The organism is Brevibacillus sp. Leaf182 (assembly GCF_001423865.2).
GTDB classification, from domain to species: domain Bacteria; phylum Bacillota; class Bacilli; order Brevibacillales; family Brevibacillaceae; genus Brevibacillus; species Brevibacillus brevis_C.
On the sequence record NZ_LMPN02000036.1, the window covers coordinates 1 to 16808 of the forward strand.

The window sequence follows — 16808 nt, forward strand, 5'->3', positions numbered from 1 at the left end:
CGTCGTAGACCGATTATTGAACATAAAAATGCTGAGTTAAAAAGGTATCATGGGTTAACCAGGGCCAAGTACCGTGGTCTCTTTCGTATGCAAATCCAAGCCATACTAACTGCCTTTACAGTAAATGTAAAGCGAATGATAAAACTCCAAACCAAAATGGAGGCCACCTCAGCATAAGGTAGCCTCCATTTTTTAGGTCCTACGGACCGAATTTTTCCAAAAGAGAACGTCTCTTTTCAAGATAGAGAGTATTTTGCACGGCTCTCCACATAGCCGTCCTTTTTTTCATGGAGAACATCAGTGCTGGAATTTTCTATGGGAATGTGATTGAAGGCTGTCCCAGTCACTTTGAGATCGAAAATGAAAATTTTCAAAGGAAAGGTAACCCAAGCCTTCCTTCTTTCGTATTGAAATAAAGGAAAAGATTATCGCTTTTGATTGAACTATGCAACGCGTGTCTCTATACTGGAGAGATAAGCATTGGTAAATAATTGTGAGGGATAGCATGCAGAACTGGATGACCCAAATTATTGAACAATATAGTTACTTCGGTATCTTGCTCATGATGGCACTGGAAAACATCTTTCCACCCATCCCTTCTGAGGTGATCTTGACCTTCGGTGGATTTATGACGACACAATCATCCTTAACCGTTATTGGCGTAATCGTGTCAGCGACAATCGGTTCGGTGATTGGGGCAATCATGCTTTACGGTATCGGTTATTACCTAGACGTCCAAAAAATAGAGAAGATCGTTGAGAGATGGGGGCATCTTCTGCGCATTAAAACGGCAGATATCCATAAAGCAAATGAATGGTTCGACCGATACGGGTACTGGACGATCTTTTTTTGCCGCATGATCCCATTAATCAGAAGTCTGATTTCCATTCCTGCTGGTATGACCAAAATGAATTTCCCACTGTTTTTGCTGTTTACAACACTCGGTACGCTTATTTGGAACATCGTCCTAGTGATGGCTGGGCACTTATTGGGGGAATCGTGGGAAGAGATTCTGTATTATTTCGATCTTTATTCCAATGTCGCTTATGTTGTACTCGCATTTGCGGGGATAACCTTTCTCATTTTTTTCCTACGCAAGCGAAAAGCGGATGCCTAAAATCTTCAAACCATCTTTCCTTCAAGGGAAGGTGGTTTTTCCATTTGGAACCAACAAGTAAACATATTATAAAAAGTTGTAATTTTCTTGCAAATACAAAGTGCCGAAAGTGCGGTAAGGTGTAGAAAGGGGGAGTAGGTGTCATGGGCACCGCCCTTATTCTTGAGTCTGGAGGAGATGCAACTTGATCGATTTGTTACTCGTAAACGGTGTAGTCATTACCATGGACAAAGACCGTCGGGTATTACAGGACGGGGCAGTCGCCATTGATAAAGGAAGAATTTTGGAGGTAGGCGACACTCAACTTCTAAATGACAAGTATCCCGCGCAAAAGGTAGTCGACTGCGCGCATCATTGTATACTGCCAGGCTTTGTTGACGCACATGGTCATGGCGGACATTCGTTGTTCAAAACGATTGCGACAGACAATATCAACGACTGGATGCCAATCATGACCAACACTTACAAGCATTACGTGACAGACGATTTCTGGTATTACGAGGGAAAGCTGTCTGCACTGGAGCGACTTAAAGCCGGGATTACAACAGGTGTTAGCGTCCTGGGCTCGATGCCGCGCTCAGATGATCCGATCTTTGCCTTGAATCACGCCAAAGCGTACAACGAGGTTGGCGTTCGCGAAATCGTAGCGACAGGTCCATGCAATCCACCGTGGCCGCATCCCTTCAGCCGTTGGGTCGATGGACAAAAAGTAACAAAGGAAGTCACCTATGAGCAAGTGCTCGCTGGGGCAGAAGCAGTGATCGAAGCCCTGAATCACGCGAATAACGATAAAACCAGAGCATACATAACTCCGTTTGTCATCGTGACCTCTGTCAATCCGTCCTATCCGACACCAGCTGACCAATTGTTTGGCTTAACTGATTTCGACCGGTACCAAGCGCGGAAAATCAGGGAAATTGCGAAAAAGTACGACACGCGCATCCATTCTGATGCTTTTGGAGGCATGATTCACCTCGCGATTCAAGACAAAGAGTACGCGCTACTTGGTCCAGACGTACACTTGCAGCATTGCCGGGGAATTTCTTTTGACGAGGCGAAGATTTTGGCCGAAACAGGAACGAATGTGAGTGCTTCTCCTGGTTTTGGTCAAATCAATGCACGCACACCCATTACGGAACTGCTGGAGATGGGAGCGACCGTTGCGATCACGACAGATGGTACTTCGCCGATGACTCCTTTTGACATGTTCCAGGCCATGCGCAGAATGCAATTGCTGCAACAAGCGGCGCTGCGCGATTATTATTACCTACCGCCGGGCAAGCTGCTGGAAATGGTAACGATCGATGCAGCTCGCTGTGTCGGCTGGGATGACGAGCTTGGGTCGCTTGAGGCAGGTAAAAAAGCGGATGTCATTACTGTAAATATGCATCAGGCCCACTTGAATCCGGAGAACATGCACGTCCATCGTGTCGTTTATCAGGCAGTCGGTGGAGATGTGAACCATGTCATTGTCGATGGTGAGCTGATTATGGACGAGCGCCGTGTTTTGACTGTGGATGAAAAGCAAATCCTCAAAGAAGCCAATGAAGAGGCAAATCGTACAATCGAGCGGGCAGGTCTGGAAATCTACATGCAGCCAAGCAAGTATTTCTGGGGGCATGCGCGCGCTTATTTAGATGAGAGAAGATTTGATCCGACGAAGTTGTAGGGGAAAAAAGAGTAGTGAAAGAAGACGCCGTGTAATGCTGCACATAATACTTGGATACTGCATTGAATAGGAGAAGGTGCCCGCCGCCTTCCCTTTTTTATCGGATTATAGTTGACAAAAACGATAGGATTAATCATTATTTATTCATAATCCCCATCGACTAAGTTGGAATAAAAAGAGGTGCAGCCATGTATCTGACTATTGATAATGTTACGAAACATTTTTTGAATGAGCAGAAACAAAAAGTAAAGGTGTTGGATGATATCAATCTGGAGGTGGAAAAGGGCAGCTTCGTTTCCATTGTCGGACCCTCTGGCTGTGGAAAGTCAACGCTGCTCTACTTAATAGCCGGATTGGATCAACCGGACAGCGGTGACATACACGTTGCTGGCAACAAAGTGAATAAGCCCGGTCCTGACAGAGTCGTCGTTTTTCAAGAAGCGGGATTATTTCCATGGCTGACGGTTTTGGAAAATGTTACATACGGGCTCAAGTTGAAGAAAATGTCTGCAACGAAAGCCAACGAAAAGGCGCTGGAAGTGCTCAAAATGGTCCATTTAAGCAAGTATGTTCATTCCTATCCCCATCAGCTCTCAGGCGGGATGAAGCAACGTGTAGCCATAGCTCGGGCACTTGTTATGGAACCCGACATTTTGCTGATGGATGAACCATTCTCGGCGCTGGATGAACAGACACGGATGGTTCTTCATAAGGAGTTGCTTGAGATTTGGCGGACGACCAAGGTCACAATATTTTTCGTCACCCATAATATCCGGGAGGCCGTTCAGCTTGCCGAGAGGATCGTCGTTTTTGCCACACGCCCAGGCAAAATCAAGGAGATCATTGCGGTTCCTGCCATGCGCGATGGAGTCATGCCGGACAGTGTGACATTAAACACGGAGCAGAAGGTGCTGTCGATCCTGCAAGAAGAGATAGAAAAGGTGCTGAAGGAGGAAATGGGCAATGACTACAGCTTTAAGACGGGTCATCTTCATCGCTATGATAGCGGCGATATGGGAAGTCACATCTAGATTATCTGGGCTGCCATCGTTCATGTTTCCCAGCTTGACCCAGGTTTTCGAAACGCTCGTAAATGGATTGATAAGCGGGCAAATTACCGCAGCGATTGGAAAAAGCATGGGACGAATCCTGTTGGGCTTTCTCATTGCCATTATCGTCGGACTGATATTGGGCTACTTCATTTGGAGGTACAAACTCGTAGAAGATACGCTTGGCTTTGTGGTGACTGCGCTTCAGTCTATCCCGAGTATTGTCTGGTTCCCGCTTGCGATTATCTGGTTTGGCTTAAATGACTTCTCCATTCTGTTCATCGTGACGATCGGGGCGACCTGGACGATGACGGTCAACGCGACCAGCGGTTTCAAAAATGTCCCGCCGCTCTATCAGCGGGTAGCCAGGACGTACGGTTCCACTGGCTTTCACTTTGTACGAACAGTCATTCTTCCTGCATCCGTACCGCAGATCATCTCCGGACTTCGAATCGCTTGGGCATTTTCCTGGCGGGCACTCATGGCTGGTGAATTGCTCGGGGGTGGCGGTGGTCTCGGTCAATTGCTCGAGATGGGACGTTCACTTGGACAAATGGATTTGGTGATATCTGTCATGATCATTATTGCGATCATCGGAACCATCGTCGATAATGTTGTCTTTTCACGCATTGAACGCAACGTTCAGATGAAGTGGGGAGTCCATTCATAAAAGAAAAATGGCTAAGGAGTGTGTCGTCACATGCTTAAAAAAGTGTTCAGTACCGTTGTCGCATCCCTATTATTGATGGGGATTGCGAGTGGGTGCTCTACAGGCGGAGCAGAATCCTCTGAGAAGGAAGTAAGAATCGGATATTTCCCAAACCTGACCCATAGCGCAACAATCATCGCACTGGAAAAAGGCTATTTCAAGGAGGCCTTCGGTGAGGATGTGAAGATTCAAACGAAAACGGTCACCAATGGCGGATTGTTTATGGAAGCGATGGCTACCAAAGCGATTGATGTAGGGACCGTAGGACCTGGACCTCTTTTGAACTTTTATGTCAAGCATCCCGGATATCGTTTGATTTCAGGTGCGGTCAATGGCGGAGCTGTGCTCGTCATGAATGATTCAACCAATATTACGGAACTAAAAGATGTAAAAGGCAAAAAAATCGCGATTCCGGTAATCGGCAGCACACAGGATGTCATGCTTAGAAAAGCACTGAATGAGGTTGGTCTGAAACCGACGACGAATGGTGGCGATGTGGAACTGTATGCGGCGGCTCCAGCTGATACGGCAGCATTATTCGTGCAAAAATCCGTAGATGGCGCAGCAACTCAGGAGCCGTGGGGATATGTACTGGAAAATCAGGCAGGAGGAAAATTGCTTCTGGACTGGGATCAATTCGCTTGGGGGAAAGAATCAACGAATACCGTGGTAGCAGCCAGCGATGAATTTTTGAAACGAGAAGGATTGGCAACTGCTTACCTGCAAGCACATAAAAAGGCAGTCAAATTCATTCAGGAAAATCCCGAAGAAAGCCAAGACCTGATCATCAAGCATTTGAAAAATCTGACTGGCAAAGAGCTGAGCAAAAAAGAAGTACAGGCAGCCTTTTCCCGTTTGGAAGTAACAACGGCGGTCAATGAAAAGGTTATTCAGGAAATGGCAGATATTAGCCAAGAAGCCGGTTATATAACCAGTAATAAAATCGATGGCTTAATCAATTTGAAATATTTGGAAGCTGCGAAATAAAATCGGGTAAGAAGGAGGGAGATTCAGCAGGAGGAACGAGGAGGGGAAAGGAATTAGATGGGAAAGGAGGTCATGCCGCGATGAGACCACATGAACAAGGAAGTAATCAACCGAACGACACTTCATTGGAGGCACAGATTCATACGGATTTCCAAAAAGAAATGACGTACGGCGATTATTTACAGCTCGATCAAATCTTGTCGAGTCAACGCTGTCAATCTACCCATCATGATGAAATGCTGTTTATTATCATTCATCAGGTGAGTGAGCTATGGATGAAACAAATTCTGCACGAACTGTCAGCAGCAAATGAATGCATCAGCAATCACGATCTGGAGCCTGCTTTCAAAATGTTCGCACGAGTCTCGCGTATCCAGCAGCAATTGATTAAATCGTGGGATGTCCTTTCTACATTGACACCAGCCGACTACCTCCAATTCCGTGACAAGCTGGGTCATTCGTCCGGTTTTCAATCTTATCAAAATCGATTTATTGAATTTACGCTAGGATATAAGAACCAGCATGTCCTGGCGGTGTATGCGCATCAACCAGAACTTCACGCCAAAATGAGTGCAGCCTTGCAGCAGCCCAGCATTTACGATGCGGCGATCAGGGAAATGGCTGCTCGTGGCTTGCCGATTGATCCAGAATGTTTAGAGCGCGACTGGTCACAGCCCTATCAACCAAATCATAGTGTAGAGCAAGCCTGGCTGACCGTGTATCGAAATGTGAACCAGTATTGGGATTTGTACGAGTTGGCAGAAAAACTGGTGGACATCGCCAGCCAGCAACAACAATGGCGTTTTAACCATATGACGACAGTCGAGCGCATCATAGGCCAAAAGCCAGGGACAGGCGGATCATCAGGCGTCATGTACTTACGCAGAGCGCTTGATCACCGTTTTTTCCCGGAGCTTTGGAGCTTGCGGACATCGTTGTAAAAAAACTCTTCAAAAAATGCGAGAAAAGCGTCTTGGGGACCCAAGGCGCTTTTTAGCATGTAGTACTCATTTCACATCTTTTCACATATCTTTCCTAATATTGGGTACAAATACCCTTCTTTTCTTGACAAACATATGTTTTCATTTTTTGTAGTATCCCTTATTTTTCAAGTACAACCAGAAATGGAGTGGGCATTTGGATGGAAACAATGAAGCCACCTATGGAAGTGTTATATGACAAACAGCTGAATGCGCTGCGATCCCATGATACAGGGACAAAACCTCCCAATTGGCTGATGTCGCCCAGAGCTGTGCGCGATTTTATTTTAGGAACGGATGAACCCATCTCTTATGAGGGCGAAAGTATACCGATTACGAAGAAGTTCTATGGAGACGATGTGCTTATTGAGCGTGCAATCGTCACATTGGCAGGCAATCGTGGCTTGATGCTCGTCGGTGAACCTGGAACGGCAAAGACGATGCTGTCTGAGCTGTTGTCTGCGGCGATCTCCGGTACGAGCACCAATACGATCCAAGGCACCGCAGGAACGACAGAGGATATGATCAAATACTCCTGGAACTACGCAATGCTGCTGGACAAAGGTCCTTCACTGCAAGCGCTGGTTCCTTCCCCGTTATACACCGGAATGAGCAAGGGAATCATTACCCGTTTTGAAGAGATTACCCGTTGTCCATTTGAGGTTCAAGACGTGTTGATTAGTATTTTGAGCGACAAGGTGATGAACATTCCCGAGCTGTCAGACGGCATCCTGTTTGCGAAGCCCGGTTTTAATATCATTGCAACAGCGAACTTGCGGGACAAAGGCGTCAATGAAATGAGCAGCGCGCTCAAACGACGGTTTAACTTCGAGACAATCGCGCCGATTAATCATGTGAAAATGGAAGCACAAATTATCGAATCCCAAGCAAAAGTGATTCTGGAACAAAGTGGCGTAAACATCGAAATCGATCGGGATGTGGTTGAAATCTTGGCGACGACCTTCATGGAGTTACGCATGGGCGAGACCAAGGAAGGGTTCAAAATCGATTCCCCTCAATCCGTGATGAGTACAGCCGAAGCCGTATCCGTCTATGTCCAAAGTGCAATGACGTCGCATTACTATGATGGCAGGCCGATTTCCATGGATCGACTGGTGCAGAACATGCTGGGAGCGGTCGTCAAGGAAAACCAAAAGGACGCAAATATCCTGAAAACCTACTTTACCAAAGTGGTCAAAGAACGGGCAAAGGAAGAGGGTCTATGGGGAACTTATTACAACGAGAAGAAATGGATCAAATAAACGGTCAAGACCGCTTCATAAAATCATTCGTCGAAGAAGAGGTCTACAACCTCAACAAACAGGTCGTCTATTTCCCGGTACGTCATCATAGTCCTGCCTGCGCGTTTCATTTGAAAAAAACAATCGAAGAGTATCAACCGGAAATCATTCTGATTGAAGGACCGGACCATAGCAATCATATCATTCCGATTTTGACGGATGAACGGACGAAGCCTCCTGTGAGCATTTATTATGCGTACGCCTCAGGGGAGCAAAAATACGTCTGTTACTTTCCGTTTCTTCTGTATTCGCCGGAATATGTAGCCTTGCTCGAAGCAAAACGCCGGCAGATACCTGCTGCTTTCATTGATCTAAGCTACGGAAGCCGCCTGGAAAGCTTGGAAGACGGCCATGATTTAAAAAAGAAGAATGAAAAGCTGTCCTATCACGATGAGCGCATGCTGGCAGGCTCGCAGTTCATTCAGCGATTGTGCCAGACGATGAAATGCCGGAACTTCGATGAGTTGTGGGAAAAGGTTTTTGAGATTGATGGTATCCGCAAAAAGACGCAGGATTTCGTCAAGGATGTCTTTGCCTACTGCTACCTTTCTCGAAAATGCTATGATGACGCCACTTTGGAGGCGGAAGGCGATTTGATTCGCGAGGCGCACATGCGTCAAAAAATTGCAGAGGCCAAGCAAAAGCATGCGAGAATACTCGTGGTGACCGGGGGCTTTCATACATACGGACTCATCGAGGAACGCAAGACTTCCTACAAGATCCAAAAGGTGCAGGAAGAAAAAATATATCCGATGGTGTACACGTACCAGGAAGCAGATCAGTTGAATGGATACGCAAGCGGGATGCCGTACGTTCACTACTACGAGAGTGTGTGGAAGGCATTGGAGAAGAAGGAGCCTGCTCCCTTCTCGAAAAGCGCGTTGGTGTACCTCCCGCAACTGCTCAAAAAACTGCGTGGCAAGGGAGAAACGACGTCGACTGCGGATGCGATCGAAGCGTACAGCCTCATGAACGGCTTGGCTGTTATGCGGGAAAAGGCGGAGGGCGGTGCCTATGAGTTGATCGATTCCGTTCTCTCTGCTTTTACAAAAGGCGAACGCTCGATTGCGACTTCACAGCCGATCGAGACATTGCGAGAGCTGTTGACAGGGGACGGAATCGGTGAGGTTGCGCCAAATTCACTAGATGTGCCCATCGTTCGCGATTGCAAAGACAGATGTAAATCGCTAAAGCTCGCGATCACGACGACAGGGCGCAATCAAAAGGTGCTAGAGCTTTATGCCAAAAAGTCGCATCGCGAAGCCAGCCAGTTTTTTCACTGCATGCAGTTCTTGAGCACAGAATTTTGCGCCAAAGAAGCCGGACCAGACTGGATGAACAACCGAAATGTCAATCTCGTCCGAGAAACATGGCGCTACAGCTATTCCTCCTTTGTAGAAGCCCGTCTGATCGAAAGCTCGGTCTACGGTGGGACGGTGAAGGAGGCAGCAGCGCATAAGCTAACCGATATGGTAAAAGAACTGCCGCAGCACCAGAGCTATGAGTTGGCAAAATGGCTTTTGATGGCGGTCGTTATGGGGTTGGAAGAGCTGTCAGAAAGGCTCTTTGAATCTGTAGTAGAGTCCGTTAGGCAGGATGGACATTTTCTCTCTCTTTGCAAAACGTTGAAGACACTCACCATTCTTTTGGAGCAAAAACGATTGTTCGGTCTTAGCGAAACAGAACGACTGGAGAATTTGGTGGAAGAAGTCTATTACCAGGCTGTGACCAAAATCGTCGAGCAGGGAAACCCGAACCCCAACGAACTGGATGAGTTGGCTGATCAGCTCAAATTCCTCTATATGCTGAGTGAGAAGAGACAAGCGGATGATTCCCAGGAGATTTTCAGTGATCAACTGCTGGAATTGCTCCGTAATGACAAGCTTCCCGCGAAACTGGAGGGGGTAGTGGTCGCGATCTTGTGCAATCTCGAAGTGATCGACCGCGCAGAAATCTCCAGACGTGCGCGTGCCTATATGTTCGGCTCGCCTGAGCAAATGCTGCATACGGCCGCGTATTTACATGGCGTTTTTATCGTGGCTCGTGACTACCTCTTTCATCAAGAAGAAATCTTGCGCGATCTGCATCAGATGATTACATCCTTGGCCTACGACGACTTTTTGCAGGTGGTGCCTGAACTGCGATTGGCGTTTACATATTTTAGCCCAATGGAAATTAGTATGCTCTCGGAAAAAGTGGCAGCTCTCTTCCAAACGACGGTAGAACAAGTCACGAATCCAGTCATCGATGAGCGGACCTTGCGTGATGCCCGCATGCTCGATCAAGCGATCAAGGAGGAGTTTGCCAAATGGAACCTGATTTGAGCCGCGAAGCCTTGAACCGCTGGCGGTTATTATTGGGCTCTCATGCCGAGGAATCATTAGAAGGCAGCGGGGTCTATCAATCATCCGAGTTTTCCTATCAGGAACTAGATTCGATTCTTGAATTTTTATACAACCGTGAATACGGGGAAGAGCAAGGCTATCGAAAAGAAGGTGGCCGGGGAGATTCGGCATTGACGGTTCCCGCCTGGCTGAACAAAATTCGCAAGCTGTTTCCCAAAAAGACAGTAGAAATCCTCGAGCGGCAAGCTCTGGACCGCTATAACATGACAGAGCTGCTGACAGACAAAAAAGTGTTGGAAAGCATGGAGCCCAACATGACGCTCTTGAAAAACATCCTCCAATTTAAAGGCAGGATGAAAGGAGAGGTCGTGAAAAGTGCAAAGGAAATTGTACGCAAGGTCGTAGACGATCTGCGGCGACAGCTTGAAAATGAAGTGCAGACCAGCATCGTCGGCAAACGCAATCGCCACAAACGCGGCTATACGAAGTCGATGAAAAATCTGGATGTCCATAAAACGATTCGGAAAAATTTGAAGAACTACGATCACAAAAAAAGTCGTTTTATCATCGATGAGCTGTATTTCCACAGCAATATCCAGCATCACAACAAGTGGAACATCGTCATTGTTGTGGACGAGAGCGGCAGTATGATGGACTCTGTGATTTACAGCTCCGTTATGGCAAGTATTTTTTACAAGCTCGCTGCCTTGAAGACACATTTGGTTATTTTTGATACGAAGGTCGTTGATTTGAGCGATAGACTGGATGATCCGGTCGATGTGCTGATGAGTGTGCAGCTTGGTGGGGGGACTCATATTGCCCAAGCGCTCAAATACGGAAGAACACTGCTCGAAAATCCATCGAAGACGATATTTATCCTCGTCAGCGATTTGGAGGAAGGCTATCCGATCAAGGAAATGTATCGCCAAAGCAAGGAGATTATAGACGCAGGCTGCAAGTTTTTAGTGCTGACGGCTTTGGATTTCAATGGCAACGCTACGTACAACCAGCATGCTGCCAGGGTATTGAGTGATATGGGAGCAAATGTAGCTGCGATCACGCCCGATGAGCTCGCGCAGTGGATTGGAAAGGTTATCAAATAGAGATAGAGAGAAGGAGGAGTAAGGAATGGTTTTACGAAAGACAGATCTGAATCCGGTTACGAAGAAATTTGTGGAGGAGTTTATCAGTGCAAGTGATCGAAACAAGCATTTGTATGATCAAATCGCTGATTACGTTGCGGGTGACACAGACGAATGCCCGGCAATCGCAGAGGACCCGCGGTTTTACAGCTATACGGTTCGATCCGAATTTGACAAGCTGAAAAAACGCGGCGAGGAGTTGGCCTTCTATCGAGCAGCGGTGCTGATCTACAAGGCTAGCAATCGTTTTTACGATAAGAAAAATGTGATGGATGAGTGCTTTCTGGATCAGATCGAACTTCAGGGTATGAAGGACATCGGTGATACTGAAATCCGAGCAACAGATCAGAAAGCAATGGAGGCCATGAGAAAAACCATCGAGCATTTCGGACATGCGTTGTTTGCCGAATTTTTGTTAAAAGCTGCGGAGGATTATCGCGCAAGTATCAGCCGTGATTACTCCTCGACATTTGATCGGGCCGAATTTTTACTATTCATTTCGTATGCGTACACGATTTCTCCGAGCTTATTGGAAGAAGCAAAAGAAAAGCTTATGCCGAGCTACTATTACCTAGTTACAGGTGATACGCGCGAATATATAAAAGAGCTGCATGCTATTGCCAAAGAAGTCGTGACCATGCAGTTTTCGAGCAACAGTTTTCTGACCAACGAGTCGTTGTATCCTTCATACGTCAAAGAGAAAAAGGCTGCGCTGCGAGAAAAGTATTATCCAGGAGAGCAGGTCAAGGAAGGCTCCCTTTTGAACCAGAAGCATTTGAAGCGGTATATGGAGCTGGTCCTCAGCTTGCTGTATTTCCGCATTCACGTCAAAGGCGGGATCAATGCATTCCTGAAGAAGGAAGAGGAGATAGATCGGGAGCTGCACGACACTTTGCAGATCTTGTTTGACATGTTCCCGCTTGATATCTTGGCCGAAGATAAGAGACTGTCTAACCTCGTGCACATGGATGAGCCTTACGATCTACTGCTGGGACTTCGCGAGCATTTGCTATCCCCTCCGACCAATTGGGAGCAAGTGAAGCAACTGGTGCAGGAAGACGTAACCAAATCAAGACGAGCGCTTGAGCTTGCTTCGATCCCGATGGTCAAAGGATTTTTATACAAAACGTTGGCGGCAGAAGGTGTGGATCTCTCCGAATTCCAGCCTTCTTTGGAAGGTATTATTCAAGACGCGCTGCGACGTGCAAAGGGCTCAACAAAGCTGGCGAACTATTTGGATGAAAAAGTTGTCCTAGAGGATGTGCTCGAGCATGTGCATCTGGAGGACTTACAACTCGTAAGACAGCAGATGATCCTGCTGAGCTTCTTGCCTGTGGACCATCCGTTTATTGCGCGTCTGATTCCGTTCATGTGCCAATACAAAGACAAGTCCAATCGAAGAGTAGGCCATATGTGCTTCGCTCATGCGTTCCAGGATCGATTGACCGCCTTCATCGATCATTACCGGAAGGACGAAGCTGTAGATATCCAGACACTTTTCTATCAGATTTTATCGATCAAGGAGACGCACTATTATTACACAGACGTCAATGAAGAGGTGTATCGTTCGTTGGTCGTAGCGAATCCGGAAATGAGTCTGGCTCAATTTGACAAGCTGGAAACGGAGCTTCGCGTGTTTGTGACGCAAACCCTATTAGCGGCAAAGGAGACACTGTCAGAGGAATTGCGTAACCAAGCGATATTGCTCGGATTGGCTGACAGCTCGAAAAAAGTGAGCGGCCTCGCTGGCGCAGCGTTTCTTCAGGCCAAAGACAAGGAGCTTTATTTGCACGTCTATCAAACCGAGAAAAAAGCAAAGGTCAAGGAAATGGCGCTGGATGCGATTCGCTCCCTGGACAATAACAAGGAGATTTTCCAGGAGCTGCTGATAAATGAAAAAAGCAGCAAATTTAAAACGCTGCTGCAAACATTTATCGACGCCGAGGAGCAAGGGCCGGATGCGAGCTTGACCCATTTGGGCAACCTGACCGACAAGCGGAAACTCACACGGATTAAATGGATGCCACTGGAGCGCATGCCAGTCCTTCGCGACCAAGACGGCAACGAGCTGGGTCAGGAAGTAATGGAGTACATGCTAACCGCTTCGATCGACTTCCCGACAGCGCCAAACCAGTTGGTACTTGACTTGAAACCGTCTCTGCAAGCGGTATCTGTTGCTGACTTTAGCGCAGAAGTTTTGCGCACATGGCTCGATAATGGAGCGGTCGCCAAAGAAAAATGGGTTATGCCGCTCTGCGTGGCTTTCGGAGATCGACGTATAGTCGATACGATTGGTCAATGGATTAAGGAGTGGACAGATCACTCTCGCGGAGCTTTGGCTGCGGATGGCGTGCGTGCCCTGTCGTTCTCGAATGATTTGACTGCGCTGCGCCTAATCGACCAGATCAAACGTACGATCAAAAACAGACAAGTCAAATCAGCAGCAGAAGAGGCGCTGTCCATGGCGGCTGCGAATCAGAACATTTCCGCGATGGAATTGGAAGACCGACTGGTTACCACGCTTGGCTTCGATGCCTCGGGCAAGCAAGTGTTTGACTACGGCGACCGTACCTTCACGGTCAAGGTCAGCAACGAGCTGGAGCTGGAAGTTACGAACGACAGCACAGGAAAAGCGGTCAAAAATCTGCCTGCACCGTCGGCGAAAGACGATCAGGAGAAGGCAGAACAAGCGCGATTGACTTTTGCTCAATTGAAAAAAGACCTGAAAAATATGGTGAAAGTACAATCTCTTCGTCTGGAGGAGTCTCTGTCCAAATCGCGTTATTGGTCAACGGCAGCATGGAAACGTCTCTTTGTGGAGAACGTGTTGATGCAAAAATTCGCAATCGGGCTAATCTGGGGCGTATACGAGGACGGAAAGCTCGTAGATACGTTCCGCTATATGGACGATGGGACATTTAACACCGTGGACGAGGACGAGTATGAGTTGGCAGATGAGCAGCTCATTGGTTTGATTCATCCACTGGAGCTGGACGAAGAGACCTTGAACGGCTGGCGTACTCAGCTAGAAGATTACGAAATTACGCAACCGTTCGAGCAAATGAATCGTGAAGCGTTCTTGCCTACGGAAGAAGAAATAAAAGCCAATGAATTGCTCCGCCTGCCTGTTGAATCGTATTCACCTACTGCTTTTGCGAAAATGATGGAGAAATTCGGCTGGGTCAAAGGAACGCCGCTTGATGCCGGTTATTATTACGAGTTTTACAAACTGTATGACGGCATGGTGGCTGAGTTGAAAATCAGCGGGGCAAGCATTTCGTATTGGGAAGGAATGGAGGATGTGAAGCTGGAGACATTGGCTTTCTTTCCAAATAAAGATGCCGAGTACAAGCATTTTTACTTCAAACCAGTGGATCGGCTGAAGCTCACTGATATTCCAACACGCATTTTCAGCGAAACCGTTTATGATGTCATGCGAGCAGCAGGAAAATAACGATGGCGGATTTCACATCGGAATTTCATCGGTTTATCGCGCTGTGCAACGAAGAGTATCTGATCAAATACGCGAACAAAGGAATTTACAATCGTTCTATCAAGGAAATGGAAAAAGGAATTACCGTTTCCTACGAGTTCGGGGATGATTACGTCGAGTGTGCGCTGTCAGATGACAGCGTATGCCGACTTCATGCCGATATTACTCGCTTTTCCTGCTCATGTCCATCTGACAAGATATGCAAGCATGTCATCATTGCCATCGTCAACTATGCCCAAAACCATTTGCAAGCAGGGGCAGAGAGCGAGGAAGAGCTGGAGACCTACAAGCCTGACTTTAGCTGGCTGTTGCAATTGCAGCCGTCTCACATCAGTAAGGCTTTTACTCCAGCGCAGCTAGAAGAAGTGCTGTTTCGCCTCGACTATTTCGAGGAGATGGAGGTCGTTGAAACATCCTTTTTAACCATGACATTGCGCACCCAAGATATATCCGTATCTTTTGACAGTGAATCGGAGATCGGGAAAAGCATGTGCACCTGCAAGGCAAAGGGCAATTGCTTGCACAAGCTGGAGGTCATTTTACGTTATCGGGCCATGCATCAGTTACAGGATCGTGAGCAGTTACACGCATCCGTAACCGATGTCAGCTACGAAACCGATGTCGTAGCGGAAGCCAAATCACTGATCGCAGAGATTCTAGGCATTGGCTTGGCGAAGTTATCCCAGACGATTTGTACACGGCTGGAGCTGCTTGCTATCGCTGCGCATAACGGCAATCTTCCCCGCGTGGAAAAGGACATTCGCGGCATTCATGGGGAGCTGAACTTATTTTTTCAACGTCATGTCAAGTTTTCAACAGAAGGGCTGCTCGATCGACTTTCCCGGGTGTATCTTAGCTTGCTTGCGCTAGAGAAGACCGATCACACTGAAGCGAAAAAGCAGTTGCTCGGCAGCTTCAAGAGTAAGTACCATATGGTTCCGCAGTTAAGTCTGTATGCCTTGGGAGCAAATCCATGGGAGACGCGCTCAGGGTACAAGGGGATTACGTATTACTTTTATTCGCTTACTGATCAACGGATATACACGTATACAGAAGCGCGCCCCGTATATTATGAAGGCATATCCTTTTCCTTTAAGGACAGCTATAAAGGCAAGGTACCCTGGGGCGGGTTGATCTCGATGGAGGAGCTCTCGCATTCACAGGTCATCCTGACACAGGCGAAGACGAATCGGGAGCAGCGCTTGTCTTCCAGTGAAGAGACACGGCTAACCATTGTTCCCAGGGACAATATTGAAGAGCTAGATCTCGGCAAGGTGTTCGTTTGCGACTGGTCAAGTGATTGGAAGGATGCGGCAGGAGATATGTTTGAGACTGCGATGGACTCCGTTTTTATATTGAAAGCGAAGCAGTTCAACCAAGTCGATTTCGATCAGAAGACGCAGGAGTTGATTTTGACGATCGAAGACGAGCAATGTCAGTCCCTCCAATTGAGCATCTCCTATCAGGGGGAATTTGCCCGCAATATACGTCATCTCGAACAAAACAAACGACTCCTGGAATTGCGCGATGTGTATTTGCTTGTGCAAAAAATAGGAGATGGGCTTTATCCGATCAGCATCATGCAGGGCAAATCGCTGACGAGCTTTAAATTAGACCTATAACGGTGAGGGAGTGGACGTAAAATCATGGAGGAGTTATATTCCTTTACCGAAAAGCTGACGGATTGGCAGGAACGCTTGTTACTCAAAGGAATCCATAAACTTGATAAGCAAGATTTGCAGGAGCTGAAAAAACTGCAAGAGCTCGCGAACGAATACGATATGAGCTTCCTCGGCTCATTGATAGAAGACCTACATGTGGAAGGCAATCGTTATTTGCAGGAAGTAAAAGCGGATGCGGAGTTGTTGACACAGCAGTATTTGTATGTGGTGCAATACGTCAATATGATGAAAAAGCCTTTAACACGATCATCGTAATTTTGTCAGCTAATCCTTGAATCACTCTCTCGCTACCATAGGGGGGAGTTTTTTGTTTATATACAAAGTTGTAAAGAAA

The 16808-nt window shown here is 47.1% G+C and carries 13 protein-coding genes; all 13 read left to right on the forward strand.

Annotated features, from left to right (window positions below; all coding sequences use genetic code 11):
• Positions 1–177, forward strand: a 177-nt coding sequence (locus tag ASG16_RS26530; protein ID WP_198674278.1) for a transposase, incomplete at its 5' end; no start/stop codon positions are given.
• A 328-nt stretch (positions 178–505) separates the two neighbouring features.
• Positions 506–1117, forward strand: a complete 612-nt coding sequence (locus ASG16_RS26535; RefSeq protein WP_056494465.1) for a DedA family protein — start codon at positions 506–508, stop codon at positions 1115–1117.
• Positions 1118–1301: 184 nt separating this feature from the next.
• Positions 1302–2786 (forward strand): amidohydrolase family protein, encoded by a 1485-nt coding sequence (locus ASG16_RS26540; RefSeq protein ID WP_198674279.1) that lies wholly within the window; start codon positions 1302–1304, stop codon positions 2784–2786.
• A gap of 188 nt (positions 2787–2974) precedes the next feature.
• The gene (locus tag ASG16_RS26545) at positions 2975–3817 is read left to right on the forward strand and encodes an ABC transporter ATP-binding protein (protein ID WP_056494462.1); all 843 of its coding nucleotides are present in this window, start codon (positions 2975–2977) and stop codon (positions 3815–3817) included.
• Positions 3750–4505: an ABC transporter permease gene (locus tag ASG16_RS26550; RefSeq protein WP_048032837.1), complete on the forward strand. Its 756-nt coding sequence runs from the start codon at positions 3750–3752 to the stop codon at positions 4503–4505. The genes ASG16_RS26545 and ASG16_RS26550 overlap by 68 nt, the downstream gene beginning before the upstream one ends.
• 30 nt (positions 4506–4535) lie before the next feature.
• The gene (locus tag ASG16_RS26555) at positions 4536–5531 is read left to right on the forward strand and encodes an aliphatic sulfonate ABC transporter substrate-binding protein (protein WP_056494459.1); all 996 of its coding nucleotides are present in this window, start codon (positions 4536–4538) and stop codon (positions 5529–5531) included.
• A gap of 80 nt (positions 5532–5611) precedes the next feature.
• Positions 5612–6472 (forward strand): tryptophan 2,3-dioxygenase, encoded by an 861-nt coding sequence (gene kynA / locus ASG16_RS26560; RefSeq protein ID WP_048032839.1) that lies wholly within the window; start codon positions 5612–5614, stop codon positions 6470–6472.
• Between the two features lie 200 nt (positions 6473–6672).
• A complete protein-coding gene (locus ASG16_RS26565) occupies positions 6673–7773 on the forward strand; it encodes an ATP-binding protein (RefSeq protein ID WP_198674280.1) in 1101 nt (366 codons plus the stop codon).
• Positions 7734–10136 carry a DUF5682 family protein gene (locus ASG16_RS26570; RefSeq protein ID WP_056494453.1) on the forward strand — a complete coding sequence of 801 codons (2403 nt, stop codon included), beginning with the start codon at positions 7734–7736 and terminating at the stop codon, positions 10134–10136. Before ASG16_RS26565 ends, ASG16_RS26570 begins: the two co-directional genes overlap by 40 nt.
• Positions 10121–11260, forward strand: coding sequence for a VWA domain-containing protein (locus ASG16_RS26575; RefSeq protein ID WP_056494451.1), 1140 nt, complete (start codon positions 10121–10123; stop codon positions 11258–11260). The genes ASG16_RS26570 and ASG16_RS26575 overlap by 16 nt, the downstream gene beginning before the upstream one ends.
• 25 nt (positions 11261–11285) lie before the next feature.
• The gene (locus ASG16_RS26580; protein WP_056494449.1) at positions 11286–14753 is read left to right on the forward strand and encodes a DUF4132 domain-containing protein; all 3468 of its coding nucleotides are present in this window, start codon (positions 11286–11288) and stop codon (positions 14751–14753) included.
• 2 nt (positions 14754–14755) lie between these two features.
• A complete protein-coding gene (locus ASG16_RS26585) occupies positions 14756–16414 on the forward strand; it encodes a hypothetical protein (RefSeq protein ID WP_056494446.1) in 1659 nt (552 codons plus the stop codon).
• A 24-nt stretch (positions 16415–16438) separates the two neighbouring features.
• Positions 16439–16729, forward strand: a complete 291-nt coding sequence (locus tag ASG16_RS26590) for a hypothetical protein (RefSeq protein ID WP_048032845.1) — start codon at positions 16439–16441, stop codon at positions 16727–16729.
• The last annotated feature ends 79 nt before the right edge of the window (positions 16730–16808 follow it).

Excerpts from the sequence above, each read along its gene's own strand:
- ASG16_RS26535 (WP_056494465.1), top strand. The coding sequence starts at position 506 with ATGCAGAACTGGATGACCCAAATTATTGAACAATATAGTTACTTCGGT.
- ASG16_RS26545 (WP_056494462.1), top strand. The coding sequence starts at position 2,975 with ATGTATCTGACTATTGATAATGTTACGAAACATTTTTTGAATGAGCAG.
- ASG16_RS26550 (WP_048032837.1), top strand. The coding sequence starts at position 3,750 with ATGACTACAGCTTTAAGACGGGTCATCTTCATCGCTATGATAGCGGCG.
- ASG16_RS26555 (WP_056494459.1), top strand. The coding sequence starts at position 4,536 with ATGCTTAAAAAAGTGTTCAGTACCGTTGTCGCATCCCTATTATTGATG.
- kynA (WP_048032839.1), top strand. The coding sequence starts at position 5,612 with ATGAGACCACATGAACAAGGAAGTAATCAACCGAACGACACTTCATTG.
- ASG16_RS26565 (WP_198674280.1), top strand. The coding sequence starts at position 6,673 with ATGGAAACAATGAAGCCACCTATGGAAGTGTTATATGACAAACAGCTG.
- ASG16_RS26570 (WP_056494453.1), top strand. The coding sequence starts at position 7,734 with ATGGGGAACTTATTACAACGAGAAGAAATGGATCAAATAAACGGTCAA.
- ASG16_RS26575 (WP_056494451.1), top strand. The coding sequence starts at position 10,121 with ATGGAACCTGATTTGAGCCGCGAAGCCTTGAACCGCTGGCGGTTATTA.
- ASG16_RS26580 (WP_056494449.1), top strand. The coding sequence starts at position 11,286 with ATGGTTTTACGAAAGACAGATCTGAATCCGGTTACGAAGAAATTTGTG.
- ASG16_RS26585 (WP_056494446.1), top strand. The coding sequence starts at position 14,756 with ATGGCGGATTTCACATCGGAATTTCATCGGTTTATCGCGCTGTGCAAC.
- ASG16_RS26590 (WP_048032845.1), top strand. The coding sequence starts at position 16,439 with ATGGAGGAGTTATATTCCTTTACCGAAAAGCTGACGGATTGGCAGGAA.